The 24813-nt window shown below is 72.5% G+C and carries 28 protein-coding genes and 1 pseudogene; 6 read left to right on the top strand and 23 right to left on the bottom strand.

The genetic code is table 11. The features are described from left to right. The 11 genes and pseudogenes from lgt to hisI form a co-directional block, all read right to left on the bottom strand. Window positions 1-930, bottom strand: coding sequence for a prolipoprotein diacylglyceryl transferase (lgt, locus tag ACWD0Y_RS04405; protein WP_450258966.1), 930 nt, complete (start codon window positions 928-930; stop codon window positions 1-3). Window positions 931-1011: 81 nt separating this feature from the next. Further along, complete coding sequence (locus ACWD0Y_RS04410) at window positions 1012-1842, bottom strand: thioredoxin domain-containing protein (RefSeq protein ID WP_450258967.1); 831 nt, start codon at window positions 1840-1842, stop codon at window positions 1012-1014. Between the two features lie 72 nt (window positions 1843-1914). Beyond that, window positions 1915-2739 carry a tryptophan synthase subunit alpha gene (trpA, locus tag ACWD0Y_RS04415; protein ID WP_093801319.1) on the bottom strand — a complete coding sequence of 275 codons (825 nt, stop codon included), beginning with the start codon at window positions 2737-2739 and terminating at the stop codon, window positions 1915-1917. Then, on the bottom strand, window positions 2736-4028 hold the full coding sequence (gene trpB / locus ACWD0Y_RS04420; RefSeq protein WP_450258968.1) for a tryptophan synthase subunit beta: 1293 nt from the start codon (window positions 4026-4028) through the stop codon (window positions 2736-2738). Before trpB ends, trpA begins: the two co-directional genes overlap by 4 nt. A gap of 95 nt (window positions 4029-4123) precedes the next feature. Then, a complete protein-coding gene (gene trpM / locus ACWD0Y_RS04425) occupies window positions 4124-4375 on the bottom strand; it encodes a tryptophan biosynthesis modulator TrpM (protein ID WP_450258969.1) in 252 nt (83 codons plus the stop codon). An 11-nt stretch (window positions 4376-4386) separates the two neighbouring features. Next, window positions 4387-5196 carry an indole-3-glycerol phosphate synthase TrpC gene (gene trpC, locus ACWD0Y_RS04430; protein WP_450258970.1) on the bottom strand — a complete coding sequence of 270 codons (810 nt, stop codon included), beginning with the start codon at window positions 5194-5196 and terminating at the stop codon, window positions 4387-4389. Between the two features lie 122 nt (window positions 5197-5318). After that, entirely contained in the window at window positions 5319-5768 is a 450-nt protein-coding gene (locus ACWD0Y_RS04435) for a DUF2752 domain-containing protein (RefSeq protein ID WP_450259018.1), read from the bottom strand. Window positions 5769-5870: 102 nt separating this feature from the next. Then, window positions 5871-6137 (bottom strand): HGxxPAAW family protein, encoded by a 267-nt coding sequence (locus ACWD0Y_RS04440; protein WP_450258971.1) that lies wholly within the window; start codon window positions 6135-6137, stop codon window positions 5871-5873. 96 nt (window positions 6138-6233) lie between these two features. Beyond that, window positions 6234-6893 (bottom strand): TIGR02234 family membrane protein, encoded by a 660-nt coding sequence (locus ACWD0Y_RS04445; RefSeq protein ID WP_450258972.1) that lies wholly within the window; start codon window positions 6891-6893, stop codon window positions 6234-6236. A 35-nt stretch (window positions 6894-6928) separates the two neighbouring features. Then, window positions 6929-8410 (bottom strand): annotated as a pseudogene (locus tag ACWD0Y_RS04450) (anthranilate synthase component I); the annotation flags it as partial. 10 nt (window positions 8411-8420) lie between these two features. Next, window positions 8421-8822: a phosphoribosyl-AMP cyclohydrolase gene (hisI, locus tag ACWD0Y_RS04455; RefSeq protein WP_450258973.1), complete on the bottom strand. Its 402-nt coding sequence runs from the start codon at window positions 8820-8822 to the stop codon at window positions 8421-8423. A gap of 104 nt (window positions 8823-8926) precedes the next feature. Between hisI and ACWD0Y_RS04460 the strand changes: the two genes are divergently transcribed. Then, the gene (locus ACWD0Y_RS04460) at window positions 8927-9565 is read left to right on the top strand and encodes a TIGR03085 family metal-binding protein (RefSeq protein WP_450258974.1); all 639 of its coding nucleotides are present in this window, start codon (window positions 8927-8929) and stop codon (window positions 9563-9565) included. A gap of 438 nt (window positions 9566-10003) precedes the next feature. Here the strand turns inward: ACWD0Y_RS04460 and hisF are convergent, their stop codons facing one another. From hisF to hisD, 8 genes are read right to left on the bottom strand one after another with little or no spacing between them, the layout of a single operon-like run. Further along, window positions 10004-10759, bottom strand: coding sequence for an imidazole glycerol phosphate synthase subunit HisF (hisF, locus tag ACWD0Y_RS04465; RefSeq protein WP_450258975.1), 756 nt, complete (start codon window positions 10757-10759; stop codon window positions 10004-10006). Then, window positions 10756-11178, bottom strand: a complete 423-nt coding sequence (locus ACWD0Y_RS04470) for a RidA family protein (protein ID WP_450258976.1) — start codon at window positions 11176-11178, stop codon at window positions 10756-10758. Before ACWD0Y_RS04470 ends, hisF begins: the two co-directional genes overlap by 4 nt. After that, window positions 11175-11903, bottom strand: a complete 729-nt coding sequence (gene priA, locus ACWD0Y_RS04475; RefSeq protein ID WP_093801308.1) for a bifunctional 1-(5-phosphoribosyl)-5-((5-phosphoribosylamino)methylideneamino)imidazole-4-carboxamide isomerase/phosphoribosylanthranilate isomerase PriA — start codon at window positions 11901-11903, stop codon at window positions 11175-11177. Before priA ends, ACWD0Y_RS04470 begins: the two co-directional genes overlap by 4 nt. Beyond that, window positions 11903-12547: an imidazole glycerol phosphate synthase subunit HisH gene (hisH, locus tag ACWD0Y_RS04480; RefSeq protein ID WP_450258977.1), complete on the bottom strand. Its 645-nt coding sequence runs from the start codon at window positions 12545-12547 to the stop codon at window positions 11903-11905. Before hisH ends, priA begins: the two co-directional genes overlap by 1 nt. After that, window positions 12544-12711: a hypothetical protein gene (locus tag ACWD0Y_RS04485; RefSeq protein WP_176710115.1), complete on the bottom strand. Its 168-nt coding sequence runs from the start codon at window positions 12709-12711 to the stop codon at window positions 12544-12546. The genes hisH and ACWD0Y_RS04485 overlap by 4 nt, the downstream gene beginning before the upstream one ends. Beyond that, window positions 12708-13301: an imidazoleglycerol-phosphate dehydratase HisB gene (gene hisB / locus ACWD0Y_RS04490; protein ID WP_069929187.1), complete on the bottom strand. Its 594-nt coding sequence runs from the start codon at window positions 13299-13301 to the stop codon at window positions 12708-12710. Before hisB ends, ACWD0Y_RS04485 begins: the two co-directional genes overlap by 4 nt. Next, the gene (locus tag ACWD0Y_RS04495) at window positions 13298-14422 is read right to left on the bottom strand and encodes a histidinol-phosphate transaminase (RefSeq protein WP_450258978.1); all 1125 of its coding nucleotides are present in this window, start codon (window positions 14420-14422) and stop codon (window positions 13298-13300) included. Before ACWD0Y_RS04495 ends, hisB begins: the two co-directional genes overlap by 4 nt. After that, a complete protein-coding gene (gene hisD, locus ACWD0Y_RS04500) occupies window positions 14419-15741 on the bottom strand; it encodes a histidinol dehydrogenase (RefSeq protein ID WP_450258979.1) in 1323 nt (440 codons plus the stop codon). The genes ACWD0Y_RS04495 and hisD overlap by 4 nt, the downstream gene beginning before the upstream one ends. A gap of 145 nt (window positions 15742-15886) precedes the next feature. On the opposite strand from hisD, the gene ACWD0Y_RS04505 reads away from it, so the two are divergent. The 4 genes from ACWD0Y_RS04505 (at window position 15887) to ybaK (ending at window position 20045) form a co-directional block, all read left to right on the top strand. Then, window positions 15887-17494 carry an oxidoreductase gene (locus ACWD0Y_RS04505; protein WP_450259019.1) on the top strand — a complete coding sequence of 536 codons (1608 nt, stop codon included), beginning with the start codon at window positions 15887-15889 and terminating at the stop codon, window positions 17492-17494. A gap of 179 nt (window positions 17495-17673) precedes the next feature. Further along, on the top strand, window positions 17674-18726 hold the full coding sequence (locus ACWD0Y_RS04510) for a hypothetical protein (protein WP_450258980.1): 1053 nt from the start codon (window positions 17674-17676) through the stop codon (window positions 18724-18726). Between the two features lie 5 nt (window positions 18727-18731). Then, a complete protein-coding gene (locus tag ACWD0Y_RS04515; protein WP_450258981.1) occupies window positions 18732-19532 on the top strand; it encodes an LON peptidase substrate-binding domain-containing protein in 801 nt (266 codons plus the stop codon). A gap of 18 nt (window positions 19533-19550) precedes the next feature. Further along, window positions 19551-20045 (top strand): Cys-tRNA(Pro) deacylase, encoded by a 495-nt coding sequence (ybaK, locus tag ACWD0Y_RS04520; RefSeq protein WP_450258982.1) that lies wholly within the window; start codon window positions 19551-19553, stop codon window positions 20043-20045. 61 nt (window positions 20046-20106) lie between these two features. Here the strand turns inward: ybaK and ACWD0Y_RS04525 are convergent, their stop codons facing one another. The 4 genes from ACWD0Y_RS04525 to ACWD0Y_RS04540 all read right to left on the bottom strand — a co-directional run bounded on the left by ACWD0Y_RS04525 (window position 20107) and on the right by ACWD0Y_RS04540 (window position 24294). Further along, window positions 20107-20886: an ABC transporter permease gene (locus ACWD0Y_RS04525; protein ID WP_450258983.1), complete on the bottom strand. Its 780-nt coding sequence runs from the start codon at window positions 20884-20886 to the stop codon at window positions 20107-20109. A 56-nt stretch (window positions 20887-20942) separates the two neighbouring features. Then, window positions 20943-21803 carry an ABC transporter permease gene (locus ACWD0Y_RS04530; protein ID WP_450258984.1) on the bottom strand — a complete coding sequence of 287 codons (861 nt, stop codon included), beginning with the start codon at window positions 21801-21803 and terminating at the stop codon, window positions 20943-20945. Beyond that, window positions 21800-22771 (bottom strand): ABC transporter ATP-binding protein, encoded by a 972-nt coding sequence (locus ACWD0Y_RS04535; RefSeq protein ID WP_450259020.1) that lies wholly within the window; start codon window positions 22769-22771, stop codon window positions 21800-21802. Before ACWD0Y_RS04535 ends, ACWD0Y_RS04530 begins: the two co-directional genes overlap by 4 nt. 149 nt (window positions 22772-22920) lie before the next feature. Beyond that, window positions 22921-24294: an NYN domain-containing protein gene (locus tag ACWD0Y_RS04540; protein ID WP_450258985.1), complete on the bottom strand. Its 1374-nt coding sequence runs from the start codon at window positions 24292-24294 to the stop codon at window positions 22921-22923. 236 nt (window positions 24295-24530) lie between these two features. Between ACWD0Y_RS04540 and ACWD0Y_RS04545 the strand changes: the two genes are divergently transcribed. After that, the gene (locus ACWD0Y_RS04545) at window positions 24531-24710 is read left to right on the top strand and encodes a hypothetical protein (protein WP_450258986.1); all 180 of its coding nucleotides are present in this window, start codon (window positions 24531-24533) and stop codon (window positions 24708-24710) included. The last annotated feature ends 103 nt before the right edge of the window (window positions 24711-24813 follow it).

Below are 24813 nucleotides of genomic sequence, written 5' to 3' on the forward strand. Positions count from 1 at the left end.
TTAGTCCTTGGCCTCGGCCCTGTCGCCGACACCGGCACCGGCACCGCCATCGGCATCAGCATCAGCATCGGCGCCACCCTCCGCCTCAGCCACCGCAGCCGCGTCGCCCTTGTCCGAAGGAACCGGCTCGACCGTCTCCTCGCGCCCCGGCCGGACCTTCGCCGAGATCACGAAGTACGCCACCGCGCACACGAACACGACGATCGAGGTCCACACGTTCAGCCGGAGCCCCAGCACGTGGTGCGCCTCGTCGACCCGCATGTACTCGATCCAGCCGCGGCCCGTGCAGTACAGCGCGACGTACAGGGCGAAGACCCGGCCGTGCCCGAGCTTGAAGCGGCGGTCGGCCCAGATGACCAGCAGCGCGGCGCCGACGCACCACAGCGACTCGTACAGGAAGGTCGGGTGGTACGTCCCCGCTTCGCGGTTCACGCCCTCGGAGATCTTGAGCGCCCAGGGCAGGTCGGTCTCCCGCCCGTACAGCTCCTGGTTGAACCAGTTGCCCCAGCGGCCGATGGCCTGGGCGAAGGCGAGACCGGGGGCCATGGCGTCGGCCCAGGCCGGCAGCGGGATCCCGCGGCGGCGGCAGCCGATCCAGGCGCCGACCGCGCCGAGAGCGACGGCACCCCAGATACCGAGGCCGCCCTCCCAGATCTTGAAGGCGTCGACCCAGTTCTGGCCCTCTTTGAAGTACAGCTGGTAGTCGGTGACGACGTGGTAGAGCCGTCCGCCGACGAGGCCGAAGGGAACCGCCCATACGGCGATGTCGGCCACCGTGCCGGCTTTGCCCCCCCGGGCGATCCAGCGCTTGTTGCCGTACCAGACGGCCACAAAAACGCCAATGATGATGCAGAACGCGTAGCCGCGGAGCGGGATCGGTCCGAGCTCGATCACACCGGTCGACGGGCTGGGGATATAGGCAAGTTCCATGGCAGGGTCGACGCTACCCTGCCGGGTGGGAGGTACGGCAACCCACCCGGCAACGTCTGGATAACGAGCCCGGCGCACGTACTACGGCGTCGCCGCGGGTGAGGCGGTCGCCGTCCCCGCCTTTTTGCCCCTGTTCGCCTCGGCGACCCACTTCTTCAGGTTCTCCTGCGTGATCTGCTCGTTGCCCTTCTTCGGGAAGACGGACTCTCCGTTGAGCAGCACGGTCGGCGTGCCTCTGAAGTCGCCCTTCTCGAAGGCTTCGTTGGCCTTCCGCACCCAGCTGTCGTGTGTCCCGTCGTTCACACACTGTTTGAACGTTTCGGTGACGAGCCCGTCGACCTTGCCCGCCAGCTCGATCAGGCGGCTGTTCCTGCCGAAGGCGTCGTCGACCTCCGGCGGCTGGTTCTGGTAGAGCACGTCGTGGTACGGCGCGAACTTTCCGGCGTCCTGCGCACACGCGGCGGCGTTGGCCGCCCTCAGCGATCCGGTGCCGCCCATGTTCCGGTCGATGAGCGTGGCCAGGTGGTACTCGGTCCTGAGCTGTCCCGACGCCTCCAGCTCGTGGACCGTGTCCCGGAAGGCGTTCTCGAACTGGGCGCAGGCCGGGCAGCGGAAGTCCTCCCAGACCGTGAGCGTGGACGGCGCGTCCTTCGCCCCCACCGGGATCATCGGGTCGCCCTCGGCGTCCGTGCCCCTGGGCACCACGACGGGGCCCGCGCTGTCGTCGCTGCCCGGGTCCGAGCCCGAGTTCGCGGCGAGGACCCCGATCACGGCGGCCAGGCCCAGCACTCCGACCACGGCGGCGGACACGATCATGGTCCGCCTGCGCCTGTCGCGCGCCTTCTGCGCCTCGCGCTCCTGCACCAGGCGCTCACGGGCGGTTCGTTTTCCGTCACGGTTTTTGTCACTCACACCCGCAGCAACGAACCGGGGAGGCGCCCGCGCGCCTCCCCGGTCCAGGTCCACTCGTACGGGCTACACCGCTCAGTTGTTCGCGCGGCCCCTGCGGACGCCTTCCGCCAGCTCACCGGCGAGCGCCCGTACGGCGTCCAGGCCCGCGGCCGCGTCCGGAGCGTCCAGCAGCCGCTGGACGAAGGCGGAGCCGACGATCACGCCGTCGGCGAAGACCGCGACCTCCTCGGCCTGTACGGCGTTGGAGACCCCGAGCCCGACGCACACCGGCAGACCGGTCGTCGCCCGCGTCCGGCGCACCAGGTCCTGGGCCTGCGCGCCGACGGACTCGCGGGTGCCGGTGACACCCATCAGCGAGGCGGCGTAGACGAATCCCGAACCGGCCGCCGTGATGGTGGCGAGGCGCTCGTCCCTGCTGCTCGGCGCGACCACGAAGACCGTGGCCAGGCCGTGCTTCTCGGCGTGCTCACGCCACAGCGCGGACTCCTGCACCGGCAGGTCGGGCAGGATGCAGCCCGCGCCGCCCGCCTCGGCCAGCTCCGCGGTGAAGCGCTCGACGCCGTACCGGTCGATCGGGTTCCAGTACGTCATGACCAGGACCGGGGCCCCGGTCGCCTCGTGCGCCTCGCGGACCGTGCGCATCACGTCGGCGATCTTCACGCCGCCGCGCAGCGCGATGTCGTCGGCGGTCTGGATGACCGGGCCGTCGAGGACCGGGTCGCTGTGCGGCAGACCGATCTCGACGACGTCCGCGCCGCCCGCGATGACCGCCTTGACGGCGTCGATCCCGCCGTCGACGGTCGGGAATCCGGCCGGGAGGTAGGCAATGAGGGCGGCCCGGTCCTCGGACTTGGCGCGCTCCAGGGTGTCGGCCAGCAGCTGGATGTTCCCGCTCACTTGGTGTCCCTCTGGATCTCGGCGGCGCCGTCGGCGGCGGAGGCGTCGGCCTCGACCGCGGCGTCGGTGTCGTACAGGCCGAAGTAGCGGGCGGCGGTGTCCATGTCCTTGTCGCCGCGCCCGGACAGGTTGACCAGGATCAGCCCGTCCTTGCCGAGCTCCTTGCCGAGCTCCAGCGCGCCGGCGAGCGCGTGGGCGCTCTCGATGGCCGGGATGATGCCCTCGGTGCGGGACAGGAGCAGCAGCGCCTGCATGGCGGCGTCGTCCGTCACGGCCCGGTACTCGCCGCGCCCGCTGTCCTTGAGGTACGCGTGCTCGGGGCCGATGCCGGGGTAGTCCAGGCCCGCCGAGATCGAGTAGGGCTCGGTGATCTGGCCCTCCTCGTCCTGGAGGACGTACGACCGGGAGCCGTGCAGGATGCCCGGCTCGCCCGCCGACAGGGTGGCCGCGTGCTCACCGGTCTCGATGCCGTGTCCGGCGGGCTCGCAGCCGACGAGGCGCACGTCCGTGTCCGGGATGAAGGCGTGGAAGAGGCCGATGGCGTTGGAGCCGCCGCCGACGCAGGCGACGGCCGCGTCGGGCAGGCGCCCCGTGCGCTCCAGGATCTGCCGGCGCGCCTCGACGCCGATGACCCGGTGGAAGTCGCGGACCATGGCGGGGAAGGGGTGCGGTCCGGCGACCGTGCCGAAGAGGTAGTGCGTACGGTCGACATTGGCGACCCAGTCGCGGAACGCCTCGTTGATGGCGTCCTTCAGGGTCCGGCTGCCGGACTTCACGGCGACGACCTCGGCGCCGAGCATCCGCATGCGGGCGACGTTGAGCGCCTGGCGCTGCGTGTCGATCTCGCCCATGTAGATGGTGCATTCGAGGCCGAAGAGGGCGCAGGCGGTGGCGGTGGCGACGCCGTGCTGGCCGGCGCCGGTCTCCGCGATCACGCGGGTCTTGCCCATGCGCTTGGTGAGCAGGGCCTGGCCCAGCACGTTGTTGATCTTGTGTGAGCCGGTGTGGTTGAGGTCCTCGCGCTTGAGGAAGATCCGCGCGCCGCCCGCGTGTCCGGCGAACCGCGACACCTCGGTGAGCGAGCTGGGCCGGCCCGTGTAGTTGACCATGAGCTCGTTCAGCTCGGCCGCGAAGGCCGGGTCGGTCTTGGCCTTGTCGTACTCGACGGCGACCTCGTCGACCGCCGCGACGAGTGCCTCGGGGATGAACTTGCCGCCGTACGCGCCGAAGTAGCCCTCGGCGCTGGGGACGGTGCCCTCGGGGTCCGGAATGAAGAAGTCAGAAGACATCCGACGTACTCCTCAGAAGGGGCTCGCGCCCCATGGAAGATCAACGAGTGGACTTCACCGTATGCGCCGCGCGCGAGTCCGCCCCGGTACGCCGCTCAGGGCGTGCGTACGGGCAGGGCGGATCGCTGCGGCGCGCCTTCGGTGCGCCATCGCATGCCGTTGATCTGGCCGGGCTCGGAACCGATGTGGTACCGCACCCGGCGTCCCCGCACCCGCCGCGCCGGAGCCCGGCACCCGCGCGGACGGCACCCGCGCGCCAGCGGCGCGTGCGGGTCACGCGCCCGTTCCCCGGCGAGCGGGCGAAGGCCCGGCCGGGTACGTGCGGCGGTACGGCGGAGAGCGGTCATGGGGGCTTCGGTCAGCTCCGGCCGTGGCGCAGGGCCGGGTGGGCGCCCGCGGCGACGAGGTCGGCGACGGCGCCCTTCGGGTCGCGGCCGGTGACCAGGGACTCGCCCACGAGCACCGCGTCGGCGCCCGCGTTGGCGTACGCGATCAGGTCGTGCGGGCCGCGGACGCCGGACTCGGCGACCGTGACGACGCCCGCGGGGATCTCCGGGGCGACCCGCTCGAACGTGCCGCGGTCGACCTTGAGCGTCTTGAGGTCGCGCGCGTTGATGCCGATGATCTTCGCGCCGGCCTCGACCGCGCGCTCGACCTCTTCCTCGTCGTGCGCCTCGACCAGCGGCGTCAGCCCGATGGACTCGGCCCGCTCGATCAGCGAGACCAGGGCCTCCTGCTCCAGGGCGGCCACGATCAGCAGCGCCAGGTCGGCGCCGTAGGCCCGCGCCTCCCACAGCTGGTAGGCCGTGACGATGAAGTCCTTGCGCAGCACCGGGATGTCGACCCTGGCGCGTACGGCCTCCAGGTCGGCCAGCGAGCCGCCGAAGCGCCGCTGCTCGGTGAGTACGGAGATGACGGCCGCGCCGCCCGCCTCGTAGTCGGCGGCGAGCCCGGCGGGGTCGGCGATCGCGGCGAGCGCGCCCTTGGAGGGGCTGGAACGCTTGACCTCGCAGATGACCTTGACGCCCTCGCCGCGCAGCGCGGCGACTCCGTCCTTGGCCGGGGACGCCTTGGCCGCGCGGTCCTTGAGCTCGTCGAGACTGACGCTTGCCTGCCGCTCCGCAAGGTCGGCGAGCACGCCTTCAATGATCTCGTCGAGCACACTCACGCGAGCGGCCCCCTTCCGGGACGGTGATGACTGTCGGTGGGCCGGGATCAGCCATACCAATGCTATCCGCAGGAGGCCTCAGGTCTCGCATCGACCGGGCGCCAGTCCCACTACCTGGAACTTCACGGAGCGAGCGACGAGCCGAACGGCAGGTTCCGGACGACGCTGAAGACCGCCGCCACCACGCCGATGCTCCACCAGTGGACGGGGCTGAGGGTGATCCGCGTCGGGGCTCCCCGGGTCGCGCGTACCACCCATACGGCCCAGAGCACGGCGAAGACCCCGTAGCCGACGACAGCCATGGCGTTGGAACCGAACGCACCGGCCAGATCACCGGTGGCGACGGCGTGCGCGCTGCGCAGGCCGCCGCAGCCGGGGCAGTAGATCCCGGTGAGCTGGAGCAGCGGGCAGACCGGGTAGTGGCCCGGCTCGTTGGGGTCGACGGCGCCGACGTACGCGAAGGCCGCGGCGACGCCCGCCAGCGTGACCGCCGGTGCGGCGAGCCGCCGGGCGAGTGAGGCCGGAGCGGGGCCGGCAGGGGCGGGCGAGGGGGGCTGGGCAGGCGAAGGCATGGCGTCCACGCGCCGATTGTCCCCGCTCATGAGGAAAGGCGCAGCCCCCCGGGGGGCTGCGCCTCGCGTCAGAACCGCGTCCGCGCCGGGATCGGCGCTGGATCAGTGGGTCTGGATCTGGCTCAGGGGCTGCGCCCGGCCGGCCTCTTCACGCGCCCGCCGCGCTTCCTCGGACTCCTTCGGCGCGCCGAGACCCGCGGCCTTCATGGCCAGGCCGACGACACCACCGAGCAGGATCACGACGATTCCGGCCCAGAAGCCGAGCGGATTGGCCAGCACCGTGAAGGCGCCCGAAATGCAGAAACCGATGAAGGAGATGGTGACACCGGTCCAGGCGGCCGGGGTGTGTCCGTGGCTGCTGCCCGCCATGAGTTGCTCCTCGTTGCTGTTGCTCTGTGGTGAGTCCGTGAGTCGTGCGCTCGTCACTCATTGTCCCGTACGCGGACCGGCGACGTGATCTCGGGGTCATGCGTCGCGCGTCGGGTCCTCACCGCGGTCGAGGGCCTTCCAGAGGTCCTCGGGCCGGTCCGGGTCCGGGGCGGCGGGCGCCCTGCGGGGCCGTGGGCTGCCGTCGCGCTCGTAACGGCCCGACATGGCGGGCCACTTCCGGCCGCACCACAGCGCGAGGAGTCCGGCGATCAGGATCAGCAGGCCGCCGGCCGCGGTCACGTACGGCCAGGCGGTGTGGGTCAGCGAGGAGGCCGTCGCGGCGGTGTCGCCGGTCATCTCCGCGGCCTTCTCGTCGAGGGCGGCTCCGCCGGACGCGCCGAGGAAGGCCGTGACGGCGGCGCCCGCGCCGCTCAGCGCGAGCAGCACGGAGACCAGCAGGCGGCCCGTCCTGCGGACGGCGAAGACCGCGACGAGCGCGGCGAGGCCGACGACGGCCAGCGCCGCGGGGGCGCCGGTGACGTCCTGGCCCTCGACGTCGAGCGGCAGCCTGCCGCCCCCGGCGGCCGCCGCGCCCTCGGCCCAGGTCCGGCCCGAGCCGAGGAGCACGACGGCGGCGCCGAGGGCACCGAGCAGCAGCGCGGCGGCGAGGCTGCGACGGCCCGTGGGGGCGGCCGGCGCGGCTTCGCTTCGCGGAGTCGGAAGGGGTACGGGGGATGCGGCACTCACGTGCTCCACTATCCCTTACGCCCCTTCCGCGCTCGGAGGGGGACTCAGAGGCGGTTCGCCGTGTGCACCGCGCGCAGCACCGCCGCCGCCTTGTTGCGGCACTCGGTGTCCTCGGCGACGGGGTCCGAATCCGCCACCACACCCGCGCCGGCCTGCACGTACGCCGTGCCGTCGCGGAGCAGGGCGGTGCGGATGGCGATGGCGGTGTCGGAGTCGCCCGCGAAGTCGAGGTAGCCGACGCAGCCGCCGTACAGGCCGCGCCGCGACGGCTCCAGCTCCTCGATGATCTGCATGGCGCGCGGCTTCGGGGCGCCGGAGAGCGTCCCGGCCGGGAAGCAGGCGGTCAGGACGTCGAAGGCGCTGTGGCCCGGCGCGACACGGCCCGTCACGGTCGACACGATGTGCATGACGTGCGAGTACCGCTCGACGGACATGAAGTCGACGACCTCGACGCTGCCGGGCTCGCAGACCCGGCCCAGGTCGTTGCGGCCGAGGTCGACGAGCATCAGGTGCTCGGCGCGCTCCTTGGGGTCGGCGAGCAGTTCGTCGGCGAGCGCCTGGTCCTCCTGCGGCGTGGCGCCGCGCGGCCGGGTCCCGGCGATCGGGTGCACCATCGCGCGCCCGTCCTCGACCTTGACCAGCGCCTCGGGGCTGGAGCCGACGACGTCGAAGCCGTCGAAGCGGAAGAGGTACATGTACGGCGACGGGTTGGTGGCGCGCAGGACCCGGTAGACGTCCAGCGCGCTCGCCGTGCACGGCGTCTCGAAGCGCTGCGACGGTACGACCTGGAAGGCCTCGCCCGCGCGGATGCGCTCCTTGATGTCGTCGACGGCGGCCTGGTAGGCCTCGCCGCCCCACCGGGCGGTGTACGGCGGGAGTTCGGAGGGGGGCAGGGCGGCGGGCGTGGTCGGTACGGCCCGGCTGAGGTCGGCCTCCATCGCGTCGAGCCGGGCGAGCGCGTCGGCGTACGCCTCGTCGACGCCCGTGTCGAGGTCGTTGTGGTTGATCGCGTTGGCGATCAGCAGGACCGAGCCGTCCCAGTGGTCGAGCACGGCGAGGTCCGAGGTGAGCAGCATGGTCAGCTCGGGCAGTTCGAGGTCGTCCCGCCCGTGCTCGCCGATCTTCTCCAGGCGGCGTACGACGTCGTACCCGAGGTAGCCGACCATGCCGCCGGTGAACGGCGGCAGACCGCCCGCGAGGTCGCGCGGGGTGTGCAGGGCCTCGACGGTGGTGCGCAGCGCGTCGAGCGGGTCGCCGTCCACGGGTACGCCGACGGGCGGCGTACCGAGCCAGTGCGCCCGGCCGTCGCGGGCGGTGAGGGTGGCGGCGCTGCGCACGCCGACGAAGGAGTACCGGGACCAGGAGCGCCCGTTCTCGGCGGACTCCAGGAGGAAGGTGCCGGGGCGCTCGGCGGCGAGCTTGCGGTAGAGGCCGACCGGGGTGTCGCCGTCCGCGAGCAGCCTGCGGCTGACGGGGATGACACGGCGGTCGACGGCCAGCTTGCGGAAGGTCTCGATGTCCATGGTGTCGGTGGCCTTACTGCGCGAGCGCGAGCGGGAGGACGTCGGAGTCGAAGCAGGTGCGGTCGCCGGTGTGGCACGCGGCGCCGACCTGGTCGACCCGGACCAGCACGGTGTCGGCGTCGCAGTCGAGCGCGACGGACTTGACGTACTGGAAGTGTCCGGAGGTGTCGCCCTTGACCCAGTACTCCTGGCGGCTGCGCGACCAGTACGTGCAGCGGCCGGTGGTGAGGGTCCGGTGGAGCGCCTCGTCGTCCATCCAGCCGAGCATCAGCACCTCACCGGTGTCGTACTGCTGGGCGATGGCCGGTACCAGGCCGTCGGCGCTGCGCTTGAGGCGGGCTGCGACGGCGGGGTCGAGGCGGCTGGGGCGGGGGGAGCCCGGCTGGGGGGTGCCTGGCTGGGGCGTGCTGGTCATGTGCGCCATTGTGCCGCGCCCGCGGGCTCCGGCACGGACGTCGTCCGGTCATTGGACGCGCGGCGCCGTGGTCGTGGCGGGGCATCGGCCGTACGCTGGCCATCATGTCGACCCATGCCAAGCGTGAACGACTCCTTCTCGCAGACCTCCTGGAAGCGACCGGGCCCGACGCCCCGACGCTGTGCGGCGACTGGAAGACCCGCGATCTCGCCGCCCACGTGGTGGTGCGCGAGCGCCGCGCGGACGCCGCGGGCGGGATAATGCTGGGGCCGCTGAAGGCCCGCCTGGAGCGGGTGCAGGCCGAGTTCGCCGCCAAGCCGTACGAGGAACTGATCCAGCTCATCCGTACGGGTCCGCCCCGCATGTCCCTGTACGCCCTCAAACAGATCGACGAGGCCGCCAACACCGTCGAGTTCTACGTCCACGCCGAGGACGTCCGGCGGGCCCAGCCCGACTGGACCCCGCGCGAGCTCGACGCGGTCTTCGCCAACGCCCTGTGGTCGCGGATCGAGAAGACGGCCCGCGTCCTCGGCCGGAAGGCACCGGTGGGGATGGTGCTGCGGCGCCCGGACGGCCAGACGGCGGTGGCGCACCGCGGGACGCCGGTGGTGACGGTCACCGGCGAGCCGGGTGAGCTGGTGCTGTTCGCCTTCGGGCGGCAGGACGTGGCGCGGGTGGAGCTGGAGGGCGACAAGGACGCGATCACCCGTCTCCAGGACGCCAGGCTCGGTATCGCCATGTAGCGGACGACGTCTTCAGCGCGGGAGTTCGGCGCGGCGCAGGTCCCGGACGCAGAGTCCGGCCAGCGCGCCCGCCGCGCACACTCCCGCGCTGACCGCGAAGACCGGCCGAGTGCCCCAGGCGCCGATCGCCACGCCCACGACCGGATAGCAGAGCGGGGCGAGGCCCAGGGCGAAGAGCGTCTGGACCGAGGTGACGCGGCCCAGGTGGGCGGGGGCGCTGTGGGTGCTGGGACGCGGTGGCGGTACGGGCGACGAAGAGCGCCCGGTAGAGCTTCATGCGCAGGGGGTGCCCGAAGGCCTTGAGCGTGCCGAGATCCGTGATCCGGCGCGACTGATTCTCCGACATGCGAGCACGGTAGTGCCCGCCGAGCGGGAAAGCTCCCCGCTCAGCGGGCACATGCGGCCCGCCCGGCACCCGGGGGCACGCCCCGGAGGCAGCTAGCGGACCGGGTGGCCCGCCTCGCGCAAGCTGTCCTTGACCTGGGAGATGCGCAGGTCGCCGAAGTGGAAGACCGACGCCGCCAGCACCGCGTCCGCCCCCGCCGCGATCGCCGGCGGGAAGTGGGCCAGGCGGCCCGCGCCGCCGGAAGCGATCACCGGCACCGTGACGTGCTTGCGCACCGCCGCGATCATCTCCGTGTCGTAGCCGTCCTTGGTGCCGTCCGCGTCCATCGAGTTGAGCAGGATCTCGCCCGCGCCCAGCTCGGCCGCCCGGTGCGCCCACTCGACCGCGTCGATGCCGGCGGACTTGCGGCCGCCGTGCGTGGTGACCTCGAAGGAGCCGGATTCCGTACGGCGTGCGTCGACCGACAGGGCCAGGACCTGGCGGCCGAAGCGCTCCGCGATCTCGCGGATCAGGTCGGGGCGGGCGATCGCGGCGGTGTTGACGCCGACCTTGTCCGCGCCGGCCCGCAGCAGCTTGTCGACGTCCTCGGTGGTGCGTACGCCGCCGCCGACCGTCAGCGGGATGAAGACCTGCTCGGCGGTGCGGCGCACCACGTCGTACGTCGTCTCGCGGTTGCCGGACGACGCCGTGATGTCGAGGAACGTCAGCTCGTCGGCGCCCTCCGCGTCGTACAGCTTGGCCATCTCGACGGGGTCGCCCGCGTCGCGCAGGTTCTGGAAGTTGACGCCCTTGACGACCCGGCCGTTGTCGACGTCCAGGCAGGGAATCACTCGGACCGCGAGGGTCATGACGCGCGACCTCCTCGGTAGGCCTCGATCTCGATCTCGACGACCAGGCTCGGGTCCACGAAGCCCGAGACAATGATCATTGACGCGGCCGGACGGACGTCGTCGAACAGTTCCTTGTGGGCGCGGCCGATGTCGTCCACGTCCCGGGCGTGTGTGAGGTACATGCGGGTGCGCACGACGTCCTCGCGCCCGAGACCGAGCCGCTCCAGCGCGCCGAAGGCGACGCCGAAGGCGGTGACGGTCTGCTGGTACGGCGTACCGGCGTCGATGACGCCGTCCACGACCGACGTGCAGCCCGACACCAGGACCAGCCCGTTCGGCAGTTCCACGGCGCGGGAGTAGCCGAACTGCTCCTCCCACGGGGCGCCGGTCGAGACCCGGCGTACGGAAGCGGAGGAGCCCGAAGGGGATTCCGTCATTCCGAGACCGCCTTCAGCGCCTCTTCCAGCGTGAACGCCTTCGCGTACAGGGCCTTGCCGACGATCGCGCCCTCGACGCCCTGCGGGACGAGCGACGCGATCGCGCGCAGGTCGTCGAGGGAAGAGACGCCGCCGGAGGCGACGACGGGCTTGTCGGTCGCGGCGCAGACGTTCTTCAGGAGCTCCAGGTTCGGGCCCTGGAGCGTGCCGTCCTTGGCGATGTCGGTGACGACGTAGCGTGCGCAGCCCTCGGAGTCGAGGCGGGCCAGCGTCTCGTAGAGGTCGCCGCCGTCGCGGGTCCAGCCGCGGCCGCGCAGGGTCGTGCCGCGTACGTCCAGGCCGACCGCGATCTTGTCGCCGTGCTCGGCGATGACCTTGGCGACCCACTCGGGGGTCTCCAGCGCGGCCGTGCCGAGGTTGACGCGCTTGCAGCCGGTGGCGAGCGCCGCGGCGAGCGAGGCGTCGTCGCGGATGCCGCCGGACAGCTCGACCTTGATGTCCATGGAGCGGGCGACCTCGGCGATCTGCGCCCGGTTGTCGCCGGTGCCGAAGGCCGCGTCGAGGTCGACGAGGTGCAGCCACTCGGCGCCCGCCCGCTGCCAGGCGAGGGCGGCCTGGAGCGGGTCGCCGTACGACGTCTCCGAGCCGGACTCGCCATGGACGAGGCGCACGGCCTGGCCGTCGCGGACGTCGACGGCGGGGAGCAGTTCGAGCTTCTGGGACATCAGAGGGTTCCGATCCAGTTGGTCAGCAGCTGGGCACCGGCGTCGCCGGACTTCTCGGGGTGGAACTGGGTCGCCCACAGCGCGCCGTTCTCGACGGCCGCCACGAAGGGCTCACCGTGCGTGGTCCAGGTGACCCTGGGCGCGCGGATCTTGGGGTTGGTGACTTCCAGGCTCCAGTCGTGCACGGCGTACGAGTGCACGAAGTAGTAGCGCGCGCCGGCGTCGAGGCCGGCGAACAGCTCGCTGTCCGCGGGCGCTTCGACGGTGTTCCAGCCCATGTGCGGGACGACGGGCGCCTGGAGCGGGCCGACCGTGCCGGGCCACTCGTCGAGCCCCTCGGTCTCCACGCCGTGCTCGATGCCGCGCTCGAAGAGGATCTGCATGCCCACGCAGATGCCCATGACCGGGCGGCCGCCGGCGAGCCTGCGGCCGACGATCCAGTCGCCGCGCGCCTCGCGCAGCCCCTTCATGCAGGCGGAGAAGGCTCCGACGCCGGGGACGAGGAGCCCGTCCGCGTTCATGGCCTTGTCGAAGTCGCGGGTGATCTCGACGTCCGCGCCGACGTGGGCCAGCGCCCGCTCGGCGGACCGGACGTTGCCGAAGCCGTAGTCGAAGACGACGACCTTCTTGTTCGTGTCGCTCATTCCCAGAGTCCTTGGATTCGCATGACACCGGCGACCAGGCACATCACGGCGCCGATACCCAGAAGCACGACGAGGCCCTTGGGCAGCTCCTGCTTCCAGAAGGAGTACACGCCGCCGAGCAGGAAGAGCCCGACGACGATCAGGATGGTGGAGAGGCCGGTCACAGCGCGCCCTTGGTCGAGGGGAGGATGCCGGCGGCGCGCGGGTCGTGCTCCGAGGCGTACCGCAGGGCACGGGCCAGGGCCTTGAACTGGCACTCCACGATGTGGTGCGCGTTGCGCCCGTACGGGACGTGCACGTGCAGGGCGATCTGGGCCTGGGCGACGAAGGACTCCAGGATGTGCCGGGTCATCGTCGTGTCGTACTCGCCGATCATCGGCGCCATCTTCTCCGGCTCGGTGTGCACGAGGTACGGGCGGCCGGAGAGGTCCACGGTGACCTGGGCGAGCGACTCGTCCAGCGGGACCGTGCAGTTGCCGAAGCGGTAGATGCCGACCTTGTCGCCGAGCGCCTGCTTGAAGGCGGCGCCGAGTGCGAGGGCGGTGTCCTCGATGGTGTGGTGCGAGTCGATGTGCAGGTCGCCGTCGGTCTTCACGGTGAGGTCGAAGAGGCCGTGGCGGCCGAGCTGGTCGAGCATGTGGTCGTAGAAGCCGACGCCCGTCGACACATCGACCTTGCCGGTGCCGTCGAGGTCGATCTCGACGAGGACCGAGGTCTCCTTGGTGGTGCGCTCGACGCGTCCTACGCGGCTCATGAGCTCTGCTCCTTCTTGAGTTCGCGTACCGCATCGAGGAACGCGTCGTTCTCTTCGGGGGTGCCGGCGGTGACCCGCAGCCAGCCCGGTACACCGTTGTCCCGGACCAGGACTCCGTGGTCGAGGATCCGCTGCCACGCGGCGTGGGAGCCGGCGGCGCCGTCGAACCGGCCGAACTGGACGAAGTTCGCGTCCGAGTCCGTGACCTCGTATCCGATGGCGCGCAACTCGGTGACCAGGCGGTCCCGCTCGGCCTTGAGCTGCTCGACGTACCCCAGCAGCGTATCGGTGTGCTCCAGCGCGGCGAGCGCGGTGGCCTGCGTGACGGACGACAGGTGGTACGGCAGCCGCACCAGCTGTACGGCGTCGACCACGGCGGGGTCGGCCGCGAGGTAGCCCAGGCGCAGACCGGCGGCGCCGAACGCCTTGGACATGGTGCGGGAGAGCACCATGTTCGGCCGGCCCCCGATCAGCGGCAGCAGGGAGGGGTGGTGGCTGAACTCGCCGTACGCCTCGTCGACGACGACCAGGGACGGCTTGGCCGCCTGGGCGGCCTCGTACAGCGCGAGGACGGTGTCCGCGCCGACCGCGGTGCCCGTGGGGTTGTTGGGCGAGGTGATGAAGACGACGTCGGGGCGGTGCTCGGCGATGGCCTTCTCGGCCGCGGCGACGTCGATGGTGAAGTCCTCGTGGCGCGGCCCGGAGATCCAGCCGGTGCCGGTGCCGCGCGAGATGAGGCCGTGCATCGAGTACGACGGCTCGAAGCCGATCGCGGTACGCCCCGGGCCGCCGAAGGTCTGGAGCAGCTGCTGGATGACCTCGTTGGATCCGTTGGCCGCCCAGACATGGGCCATGGCGACCTCGTACCCGGCGGTGCGGGTGAGGTAGCGGGCCAGTTCGGTGCGGAGCTCGACCGCGTCCCGGTCCGGGTAGCGGTTGAGCTCGCGGGCCGCGTCGCGCACGCGCTCGGCGATGCGTTCGACGAGCGCCTCGGGCAGCGGGTACGGGTTCTCGTTGGTGTTGAGGCGTACGGGCACGTCCAGCTGCGGCGCGCCGTACGGGGACTTGCCGCGCAGCTCGTCGCGGATGGGCAGATCGTCGATGCGGACGCTGCGGGTCATTCCGTCGGCACCTTCCATCCGAACCGCGCCTTGAGGGCCGCGCCGTGCGCCGGCAGGTCCTCCGCCTCGGCCAGCGTCACCACGTGGTGCGTGACCTCGGCGAGCGCCTCGCGCGTGTAGTCCACGATGTGGATGCCGCGCAGGAACGACTGGACCGACAGGCCCGACGAGTGGCAGGCGCAGCCGCCGGTCGGCAGGACGTGGTTGGAGCCGGCGCAGTAGTCGCCGAGCGAGACCGGGGCGTACGGGCCGACGAAGATCGCGCCGGCGTTGCGTACGCGCCGGGCGAGCGCGGCGGCGTCGGCGGTCTGGATCTCCAGGTGCTCGGCGCCGTACGCGTCGACGACCTTGAGGCCCTCCTCCATGGAGTCGACCAGGACGATCGAGGACTGCTTGCCGCCCAGCGCCGGAATGATCCGGTCGTCGCTGTGCTTGGTGGCCGCGACCTGCGGCTCCAGCTCCTTGACGACCGCGTCGGCGAGCTCCTCGGAGTCCGTCACCAGCACGGCGGCGGCCAGCGGGTCGTGCTCGGCCTGGCTGATCAGGTCGGCGGCGACGTGCGCCGGGTCGGCGGTGGCGTCGGCGAGGACCGCGATCTCGGTCGGGCCGGCCTCGGTGTCGATGCCGATCAGACCCGTGAAGTAGCGCTTGGCGGCGGCGACCCAGATGTTGCCGGGGCCCGTGACCATGTTGACCGGCGCGCACTCGTCGGTGCCGTACGCGAACATCGCGACGGCCGTGGCGCCGCCCGCGGCGTACACCTCGTCGACGCCGAGCAGCGCGCAGGCCGCCAGGATCGTCGGGTGCGGCAGGCCGCCGAACTCCTTCTGCGCGGGGGAGGCGAGGGCGATGGACTCGACGCCCGCCTCCTGCGCGGGGACCACGTTCATGATCACGGAGGAGGGGTAGACGGAGCGGCCGCCGGGCGCGTAGAGGCCCACCCGCCCGACCGGCACCCACCGCTCGGTGACCGTGCCGCCGGGCACGACCTGGGTAGTGTGCTCGTCGCGGCGCTGCTCGCGGTGGACGATCCTGGCGCGCCGGATCGACTCCTCCAGCGCGGCCCTGACCTTGGGGTCGAGCTGCTCCAGGGCGGTGCTCAGCGCTTCGGCCGGAACCCGTACGCGCTCCAGCTTCACGCCGTCGAACTTCTCCGCGTACTCGATCAGCGCCGCCGTGCCCCGATGATGCACGTCCTCGCAGATGGGCCGCACCTTGTCGAGGGCGGCCTGTACGTCGAATTCGGCACGGGGCAGCAGGTCGCGCAGGTCGGCACCCTCGGGGAGGGCGTCACCGCGCAGATCGATTCGAGAGATCACGCTGCCAATTCTCTCAGACCCCATCCGGCAGCCGAGCCTCCGTATCACTGGCTGATACACGTCTCATGCGTCATTCATGACTACTCGCGTTCAGTCCGTCACCCAGAGGGAAGAACGGCTGTACGAGTCGACGAAAGGGGCGGCCTTGACCGAGCCGCAGCAAGACGTCGAAGCGCCCGACTGGCTCAGTGTCTCCGAAATGGGCATGTGGCAGGCGTTCCGCAACGGCAGTACGTACGACCTCCGCACCCGCAATCCCGTCCTCGACGACCCCCTGTCCACCCGGCCATGGCCCCCGGAGCGCAGCGTCCGCGCCCGTGTCGTCGCGCTGCTGCTGCTCAGCGGACCGCCCGCGCTGCCCGGGCGGGTCGCCGCGCTCAAGCTCGTCGGCGTACAGATCACAGGGACCCTCCAGCTCGCGGGCGGGCGGGTCGAGCCGTACGTCGAAATGAGCAGCTGCCGCTTCGAGAAGGAGGTGCTGCTGCCCGAGTGCCACTTCACCACGCTGCGCATGGTGGGGTGCGCCATCCCCCGGCTGGAGGCGGCCCGGCTGCACACGGAGGGCGATCTGCACCTGCCGCGCTGCAGCGTCCCCGGCGGCATCCGGCTCACCGACGCCCAGATCGGCACGGACCTGCTGATCAACCAGATCGTCGTACGCCAGGACCGCAACGGCCGCTCGATCGCCGCGGACGGTCTGTCCGTCGCCCAGGACCTCCAGGCGGAGATGATCGAGTCGCACGGCGAGTTCAGCCTGCGCGGCGCGAAGGTCGGGGTCTCGCTGAGCCTGCGCGGCAGCCGGCTGCGCAGGCCGTACGGCGTGGAGGGGCGGCGGGCGCTGAACGCTCCGCAGATGACGGTGGAGCGCACGCTCTACATGACGCCGGCGGGGATCGGGCCCCGGGGCGCGGCGCCGGGGACCACTCCGCCGTACGGCATCGGGAACACGCCGGTACGCGGCACCCGCGTGCAGCGGTTCGAGTGCGAGGGCGGGCTGCGGCTGGACGACGGGCGGTTCGGGGACGCCGTGGACTTCGACGGCGCGCGGTTCGTCATGTCGCTCGGGCAGGAACTGTCGATGCGCCGGGTCCAGACGCCCGAGCTGCGGTTCCTGTGCGAGCGGCCGGAGGAGGGGAAGGTGGTGCTGTCCGGGGCGAAGGTCGGCAACCTGGTGGACAAGGCGGACAGCTGGCCGCGGCCGGGCGGGCTCACCATGGGCGGTTTCACGTACGACTGCCTCGTACCGCGCGGGCTGTTCCCGCTCTCGCAGCGGCTGGAGTGGGTGACGGCGGCGACTCCGGAGTACGCCCCCGAACCGTACGAGCGGCTCGCCGCCGTCCTGCGCGGCAGCGGGGAGGACGCCGACGCCCGCGAGGTGCTCCTGGCCAAGCAGCGCCGGCGGCGCGAGACGCTGCCGCTCGCCGGGAAACTGTGGGGCTTCCTCCAGGACTGGACGGTGGCGTACGGCTACCGTCCGGGCCGGGCGGCCGTGTGGATGGCCGTGCTGTGGGCGGCGGGCACGGTGGCGTTCACCCGGCTCGACCCGGATCCGATCAAGCCCGGGGAGCATCCGCAGTGGAACCCCTCCCTCTTCTCGCTCGACCTGCTGCTGCCGGTGATCGATCTGGGGCAGGACGGGCACTGGCTGCTGCGGGGCGGCTGGCAGTGGGCGGCGACCGGACTGATCCTGCTCGGCTGGATCCTGGCGACGACGGTCGCGGCGGGGGCGTCACGGCTGCTGCGGCGCGGCTGACCGGACCGGAACCCGCCCGGCGCACGAGGGCGGGGGCGGCTTCCGGGCCGGGGGCGGGGGCGGAGCCCCGCCCCCGGCCCCGCTTCTTTGCCGTCCCTTGACCTGTAGCCGCACAACCTTTCCGGTCGATGCGAAAGCTTCACAGAACCCTCTGGCGCGGCTCCGACCTGCGGTTTTCAATGGTTCTCACCATGTCATTCCTTCGCGCTCTGACCAGCACCGCGCGCATGATCCGTCACGCCCCGGAGCCCGGCGCCGGCCTGCCGGGCGACGACCAGGTGCTGCTCGACGTTCCCGACGAGCGACTGGGCCCGGCCCTGGTCGCCGCGGCCCTCGGCGACCACGGCCCCGCTGCCGCTCTCCTCGCCGCCACCCGCGAGGGCGCCGAGTGGGAGGACCGCGACCGGTACACGGTCCGCCTCGCCACTTTCGCGCACAGCCGCCAGGACTGGCTCGACAGCTGGCTGGCCGCCGCTCCGCACCACCCCGACGCCCTGCTCGTCAAGGCCGAGCTGTCGGTGCGCAGGCTCTGGGATTCGCCGGCCCGCGCCGAGCGGCTGCGCGACGCGGCCCCGCTGATCGAGGCGGCGGCCGACGCCGCTCCGCGCGATCCGGTGCCGTGGCGTATCGCCCTCGACCACGCGCGCGGCACCCGCGCCGCGCACACCGCCTTCGAGGAACTGTGGGCCCAGGCGGTGAACCGCTCCGCGCACCACTACGGGTGCCACGTCTCCGCGCTCCAGTACCTCTCCGCGCAGTGGTACGGCTCGCACCGCGAGTGCTTCGACTTCGCCGAGCAGGCCGCCGAAGACGCCCTGCCGGGATCGCTGGTGCAGGCGCTGCCCGTACGCGCGGCCTTCGCGCACCTGCTGAGCGGTGCCGGCTCGGCCCGCCCGGCCGCGGTGATCCCGTACGAGCGCGTCGACGCGGCCGCCGACCTGGCGATCGCCCTGTCCGCTGAGTACGCGGCGGGCGACCCGTGGCCGGCCGAGGTCCGCAACCTGCTGGTGTACGTCCTGGCCGCCCGGGGGCGGTGGGCCGAGGCTCTCGAACAGTTCCGGCTGATCGGGCCGTACGTGACCTCGTTCCCCTGGGCGCACCTGAGCGACGACGTGCTGGGCGAGTTCCTGGAACTGCGCGACGCCGCGAGGATCCGGGTGGCCTCGGCGATGCCTTTGCGGCCTCTGCGCAGGACGGCCCGCCGGATCAGGCCCGACGGCCATTACGCTTAGCCGCTGTGACCACCGCTCGCCTGCCCCTCTTCCCGCTGAACTCGGTACTCTTCCCCGGCCTCGTACTGCCGCTGAACGTCTTCGAGGAGCGTTATCGCGCCATGATGCGCGACCTGTCGAAGGGCGCGGGCTCCGGCGGCCCGGCGGACCCCTCCGACGCGTCCGCCTCGTCCTACTCCTCCCCCTCCGAGGAGGAGCCGCGCCGCTTCGTGGTCGTGGCCATCCGCGACGGCCGTGAGGTCGCCGCCACCGCCCCCGGCATGCCGGACGCCACGGCCATGGCCGAGCGGGGCCCCGCCGCGGGCTTCGGCCCGGACCCGATCCAGGCGTTCCACCAGGTGGGCTGCATCGCGGACGCGGCGACGATCCGCGAGCTCGAAGACGGCGGTTACGAGGTGCTGGCCACCGGGACGACCCGCGTCCGGCTCCTCTCCGTCGACGCGAGCGGCCCGTACCTCACCGCCGAGGTGGAGGAACTGCCCGAGGAGCAGGGCGACGACGCGGGCGCGCTGGCCGAGGGTGTGCTGCGGGCGTTCCGCAGCTACCAGAAGCGGCTGGCGGGCGCGCGCGAGCGCTCACTGACCACCGGCGCGGAGCTGCCGGACGAGCCGTCCGTCGTCTCGTACCTGGTCGCCGCCGCGACGGTGCTGGACGTCCCGGCGAGGCAGCGCCTGCTGCAGGCTCCCGACACCGCGACCCGGCTGCGTGAGGAACTGAAGCTCCTGCGCGCCGAGACGGCGGTGATCCGGCACCTGCCCTCGCTGCCGGCCACCGAACTGACCAGGAAACCCACCAGCCCCAACTGATCCGGAGGCAGAGCCGCAGTGGCCAAGAAGAAGCAGCAGTCCGCAGGCACGCCCGCGACGGTCGCCCTGGTGACTGCGGGCACGGCGTACACCCTCCACGCGTACGAGCACGACCCCGCGGCCCCCTCGTACGGCGAGGAGGCGGCGCAGGCGATGGGTGTTTCTCCGGACCGCGTCTTCAAGACCCTGGTGGCCGACATCGACGGCACCTTGACGGTGGCGGTCGTCCCGGTGGCGGGCTCCCTCGACCTCAAGGCACTGGCGGCGGCGGTCGGCGGAAAGCGCGCGGCGATGGCGGACCCGGCGGCCGCGGAACGCACCACGGGGTACGTCCGCGGCGGCATCTCCCCGCTGGGGCAGCGCAAGAGGCTCCGCACGGTCCTGGACGCCTCGGCCTCGTCGTACGAGACGGTGTGCGTCTCGGCGGGCCGCCGCGGCCTGGAGGTCGAGCTGTCCCCGGCGGACCTGGCGGCGCTGACGGACGCGGTGATCGCCCCGATCGGCCGCGCGTAACCCGGCCGGCCTGCGGACTCGTGGCGGGCCCGCCGGTTGCGCACCGGCGCCGGCGGCGGCTTCAGGTGCGCGTGCCGTCCCCGGCGTCCGGTCCCGGACCCGGTACGTCCGGACCCGGTACGTCCGGGCCCGGATCCGGTACGGGCCCCGGATCCCCGTACGCCGTCCCCCACTCCGGTTCCGGGTCCCGCGGCCCGAAGAGCGCCGTCAGCGCCAGGTGGACGAGCATCGCGGCCATGGGCCACGCCAGCAGCGCCCCCTTCGCCCCGAGCTTGAGCGGCGCGTCGAACGCGACGCCCTGCCCGACCTCCCGCGCCCGCGCGACCACGTCGTCCGTCGGCCCGAACCAGACGCCGACGCCCCACGCCAGCAGGGAGCCGAGCAGCCCGCCCAGCGCCAGCCCCACCACCAGCGGGATGCCGCCGCGCCGGTTGAACCAGAAGACCAGGGCCGCGCTGACCGCGCCGAACGCGAGCGCCAGCAGCACGAACGTGCCGTCCGCGGCCACCGCTTCCTCGCTCTCGGTGTCCTTGAGGAAGACGGCCTTGTCGGTGGAGACGAGCGGCACGCGCGGCGCCAGCCACAGCCACAGCAGCCCCAGCGCGACGCCCAGGACCGTCAGCGCCAGGACCACCGCGAAGGCCCTGACCACCTCCGCGGACAGACTGGTGTCCTGCTCGCCGCCCCCGCCGCCGTCCCCGTCCGCCTCCGTGGCGGTCACGGCGTCGGGGCCGTGGCCGTGGCGGGGCCAGGACGGAAGTTGAGCGGCGGCCTTGGCGTCGGACTTCTGCCAGGGATCGTTCGGCGGCTGCCGGTGAGGCGGCGTCAGAGGAGCGGTCACCCTGCCATCGTGCCAGGCGCCCCGGGCCCACGCCTCATCGGACCGCTGCCGGCCGTCTAACGGACCGCTGCCCGCCGGTACGCCCAGGTGGCGACCGCCAGCGAGACGACCCCGACGGCCGCGCACACCGCCAGATCGAGCGCCACGGCGGGCCAGTCGGGGTGCGCGTCGAAGGTCCGCGCGAAAGCCTCGACGCCGTACGTCGAGGGCAGCAGGTCCCGGGCGTACGAAATCGGCGCGGGCAGCCGGTCCGCGGGCAGCACGCCCAGCAGCAGGGCCGCGGACATGCCCAGCTGTCCGAGCAGCGTCGCGAGTTCCTGCCGCGGCGCGAGCAGCCCCAGCGCCGCGCCCAGCCCGGCGAGCGCGGCCCCCGCCAGCGGAATCACCGCGGCCAGGACCCACAGATGCGTGAGCGGCAGCTGGAAGAGCGTGCAGCCGACGACGGCCGTGACGAACGTGCCGGGCACGGTGAAGGAGGCGTACGCGGCAGCCGTACCCAGCACCACCGCGGCGGGCGGCACCGGCAGCGTGGCGTAGTGGTCGAGGCCGCCGCTCGCCCGCAGCTGCCCGAAGTACTGGGCGAGCAGGTTCAGTGCGACAAAGGCGACCACGAGCACGCTCGACCCGGCGACGACCGCCCGTGCCTCGCCGCCCCCGTCGACGACCCCGCGCATCAGGACCATGATCCCGACGGACTGGAACGTCGCCACGAACAGCAGCGGGATGCGCGCCACCCGCGCCCGGGACAGCTGCGCACGGTAGACGGCGGCGAGCGACGGCAGCAGCCGGGCGCGGGGCGCGAGCGGCGCGGGCCCCCGGCCGGTCATGCCGGCGGCCGCTCCTCCCGCTTCCCCCGCTTCTTTCGCCACTTTGATCCGCGTCTGCGCGGAACGGGTCTCCGCGGGCACGACACTCACGCCTTGACCAGCCCTTTCGTACGTCCGCCGAGTGCCAGGTACACGTCTTCGAGGCTCGGCGTCGCCAGCGTGAAGTCGTCGAGCGCGGCGAAGGCCGCGCCACCGGTCACGGCGGCCACAGCCGCCCGGGCCTCGTCGGGAGCCAGCCGCAGCACCCAGCGCCGCCCGGACTCCTGCGCGGATTCGCGCAGCGCCGCGACCTCGGGCACGTCCAGCGGCGCCCGCTCCCGCCACACGAGGTCGAGGCGCACCTCACCGGCGACGCGCGCCTTGAGCCCGGCGGGGGTGTCGCACGCGATCACCCGGCCGCTCTCCAGCACCGCGACCCGGTCCAGGACGGTCTCGGCCTCGATCACGTTGTGGGTGACGAGCAGGACGGTCGCGCCGTTCTGCTCCCGCCGCCGGTCGACCGCCGCCCACACCGCGCGCCGCGCGACGGGGTCCATGCCGGTGGTCGGTTCGTCCAGTACGAGCACGGGCCGCTCGCCCACCAGCGCGGCGGCGAAGCAGGCGAGCCGCCGCTGTCCGCCGGACAGCTTCTTGAGCGGACGCCCGGCGATCTCGTCCAGTCCGAGCTCTTCGAGCACGTCGTCCCGCTCGGCCCGCGCGGCCCGCGCCGTGAGCCCGCGCAGGCGTCCGGTCGTCTCGGCGGCGAGGGACACGGTCAGTTCGTCCAGCGCGGTGGATTCCTGGCCGAGGTACCCGACGAGCCGCGAGGCCCGCTCGGGGTGGCGCACGAGGTCGTGCCCCAGCAGCTCGACGCTTCCGGAGTCCGGTCGCATGAGACCGGTCAGCTGGCGTACGAGAGTGGATTTACCGGCGCCGTTGGGCCCGAGCAGCCCGAAGATCTCGCCGCGCCGTACGTCGAGGGAGATCCCGTCCGTGGCCCGTACGGCCGGTGTCGCGGGAGTCCCGCGCCGGCCCCGGGCGGCGGGATACGTCTTGACCAGATCCCGCACGGCACACACGACTCCCGTGCCGCGTCCCGCCTGCGCTGTGCCCGTACTCACGAGGGACGAGCCTACGGGGTTCCCGGTCCGGCACCGGCGCCGGGGCGGCGGAGGCGCGGCGGAGCGGGCGCGGGGAACGGCCCTCCTTCCCCCTGCCCGCCGCCGCGCTACTCCCCCGCCGTCGCGTGCTCGGCCGCAGCCCGTACGTCGATCTCGCGCCAGAAGCCCGCCCTGATCGCGTACCGGTCGTGCTCGTCGATCTGGTCGTCCTTGTGTGCCAGCAGCCCGAACCGCGCCGCGTACCGCAGCAGCTCACCGTCGATGCGGTGCGGGATCCTCGGGTACATCGTCGAGAGCTTCTGGGTGTGGCCCGGATCCGGCAGCCGCTCCATCCACCGCCGGGCGAAGACCTGCCCGACCTCGAAGGGGTCGCCGCCGACCGTGGTGATGTCCTCCTCGCGGTCCGCCCAGCGCTGCTCCGCGCTGGTCAGCTGGGCCAGCGTCGGCAGTGAGGCGGTCTCGGCCGGCTCACCGAGAGGGCTGCCGCCGGGGCGCTCCGCCCAGCCCTTGTCGGACGACCAGCGCAGGGTCGCCCCGGCGGTGCCGGCCGTCGTCCCGTTCGCCGTCCCGGTCCCGGCCGAATGCTGCGCCGCCTGCGCGCCGGGACCGCGCAGGCTCGCGAGGTCCTTCGGGGTCGGCACGACCCTGGCGCCGTGCGGCGGATGCGCCTCGCCGGACCCGTTCGCGGCGGAAGTGCACGCGGGGGCCGACGAGGAGGCGGGACTCGCGGCCGGGGACCCGTTGCGTACGGCCGTGCCCGTACCCGGCCCTGCTTCTCCGTCCGGTGCTTCGGTCCGCGCCTGCGCCTGGGCCTGCGCCGCCCGCTCCGCCGAGGCGGCGAGCGCCGACTCCGGCAGCGGGGCCGACAGGATCGCGGCGATCTCCGGCCGCGGCACCGGCGGCGGCGCGCAGATCCCGGTGAGGTCCTTGGCCCGTACGGCCTTGGTGATCCACACCCGGTCCAGCACGCGCCGTTCGTCGGCCTCGGCGACCAGGTCCTCGGACTGGTTGTAGTCCCCGTCGGCGGCCTGCACCGCCCACAGGTGGACCGCTACACCGTGTTCCTTGGCGGACATCAGTCCCGGTAGCAGATCACCGTCCCCGGTCACCAGCACGATGTCCGAGCAGGCGCGGTTTCTGGCCAGTTCGGTCAGCTCCGCGTGCATCGCCGCGTCGACGCCCTTCTGCGCCCAGCGCCCGTCGCTGCGGGTCAGCGCCCCGAGCCTGACCGTCACGCGCGGCATGACCCGCAGCCGCCGGTGCTCGGGCTGCGGTACGCGGTCGGGGGCGCCGTCGAACCAGTAGATGCGGAGCAGCGGCTGCTGGGTGTCCGCTTCGGCACGTTCTCGCAGGCCCTGGATGAGGGCCGTGTGATCCACCGTGATGCGGGATCGGGCCGGTTCTCCGGCGAGCAGGCTCGCGGCGGCGCCCAGCAGGTAGCCGGCGTCCACCAGGACGACGCAGCGGTCCACGCGTTCCACCCTCTTTCGGGAACCTCGGGATCGGAAGGTGCTTCGGGAGTGCTTCGGGCTTCCTTCGAGTCTGCCCGACTACGTGAGGGTTAACGGCGGGAACTCGATCATCGGCGTGGCGGATAACGAAGTTGTTCCGCGCCGATCTCAATTACGCACAGTAATGATCCAAAATGCGGGCTTTGTCGGCCTGTGTGAATCTGGTCCCGGCCCTGGCCCCCAGAACCCCCGCAGGAGGCAGCACCATGGCCAAGAACAAGAACCGCAAGCAGGGTTCCCCGCAGGACCGTGCGTCCGCCGTGATACGTGGAACCGACCAGGCGAAGGACAGCGCCTTCGAATCCCACATCCAGCAGCATTCGCACGCCCAGGGCAGCCCTGCCGATGTTGCCCGTAAGCACCAGCGGCGTTTCGGCCACAACTGACGCACGCCACGCGGAGACAGAAGGGGCGCCCCCGTGACGACGGGGGCGCCCCTTCTGCGTGTGCTTCTGCCGGCGCGCGCTTTCTGCGTGTGCTTCTGCCGGC

This window comes from Streptomyces altiplanensis (assembly GCF_053591575.1).

What these genes read in the sequence shown, in the direction of transcription:
- hisF (WP_450258975.1), bottom strand. Translation starts at nt 10,759, where the DNA reads ATGACCCTCGCGGTCCGAGTGATTCCCTGCCTGGACGTCGACAACGGC.
- ACWD0Y_RS04460 (WP_450258974.1), top strand. Translation starts at nt 8,927, where the DNA reads ATGTCGACCCATGCCAAGCGTGAACGACTCCTTCTCGCAGACCTCCTG.
- trpB (WP_450258968.1), bottom strand. Translation starts at nt 4,028, where the DNA reads ATGTCTTCTGACTTCTTCATTCCGGACCCCGAGGGCACCGTCCCCAGC.
- trpM (WP_450258969.1), bottom strand. Translation starts at nt 4,375, where the DNA reads ATGACCGCTCTCCGCCGTACCGCCGCACGTACCCGGCCGGGCCTTCGC.
- ACWD0Y_RS04495 (WP_450258978.1), bottom strand. Translation starts at nt 14,422, where the DNA reads ATGACCCGCAGCGTCCGCATCGACGATCTGCCCATCCGCGACGAGCTG.
- ACWD0Y_RS04545 (WP_450258986.1), top strand. Translation starts at nt 24,531, where the DNA reads ATGGCCAAGAACAAGAACCGCAAGCAGGGTTCCCCGCAGGACCGTGCG.
- ACWD0Y_RS04470 (WP_450258976.1), bottom strand. Translation starts at nt 11,178, where the DNA reads ATGACGGAATCCCCTTCGGGCTCCTCCGCTTCCGTACGCCGGGTCTCG.
- hisI (WP_450258973.1), bottom strand. Translation starts at nt 8,822, where the DNA reads ATGACCAGCACGCCCCAGCCAGGCACCCCCCAGCCGGGCTCCCCCCGC.
- priA (WP_093801308.1), bottom strand. Translation starts at nt 11,903, where the DNA reads ATGTCCCAGAAGCTCGAACTGCTCCCCGCCGTCGACGTCCGCGACGGC.
- ACWD0Y_RS04435 (WP_450259018.1), bottom strand. Translation starts at nt 5,768, where the DNA reads ATGCCTTCGCCTGCCCAGCCCCCCTCGCCCGCCCCTGCCGGCCCCGCT.
- lgt (WP_450258966.1), bottom strand. Translation starts at nt 930, where the DNA reads ATGGAACTTGCCTATATCCCCAGCCCGTCGACCGGTGTGATCGAGCTC.
- hisB (WP_069929187.1), bottom strand. Translation starts at nt 13,301, where the DNA reads ATGAGCCGCGTAGGACGCGTCGAGCGCACCACCAAGGAGACCTCGGTC.
- hisH (WP_450258977.1), bottom strand. Translation starts at nt 12,547, where the DNA reads ATGAGCGACACGAACAAGAAGGTCGTCGTCTTCGACTACGGCTTCGGC.
- ACWD0Y_RS04440 (WP_450258971.1), bottom strand. Translation starts at nt 6,137, where the DNA reads ATGGCGGGCAGCAGCCACGGACACACCCCGGCCGCCTGGACCGGTGTC.
- ACWD0Y_RS04510 (WP_450258980.1), top strand. Translation starts at nt 17,674, where the DNA reads ATGGTTCTCACCATGTCATTCCTTCGCGCTCTGACCAGCACCGCGCGC.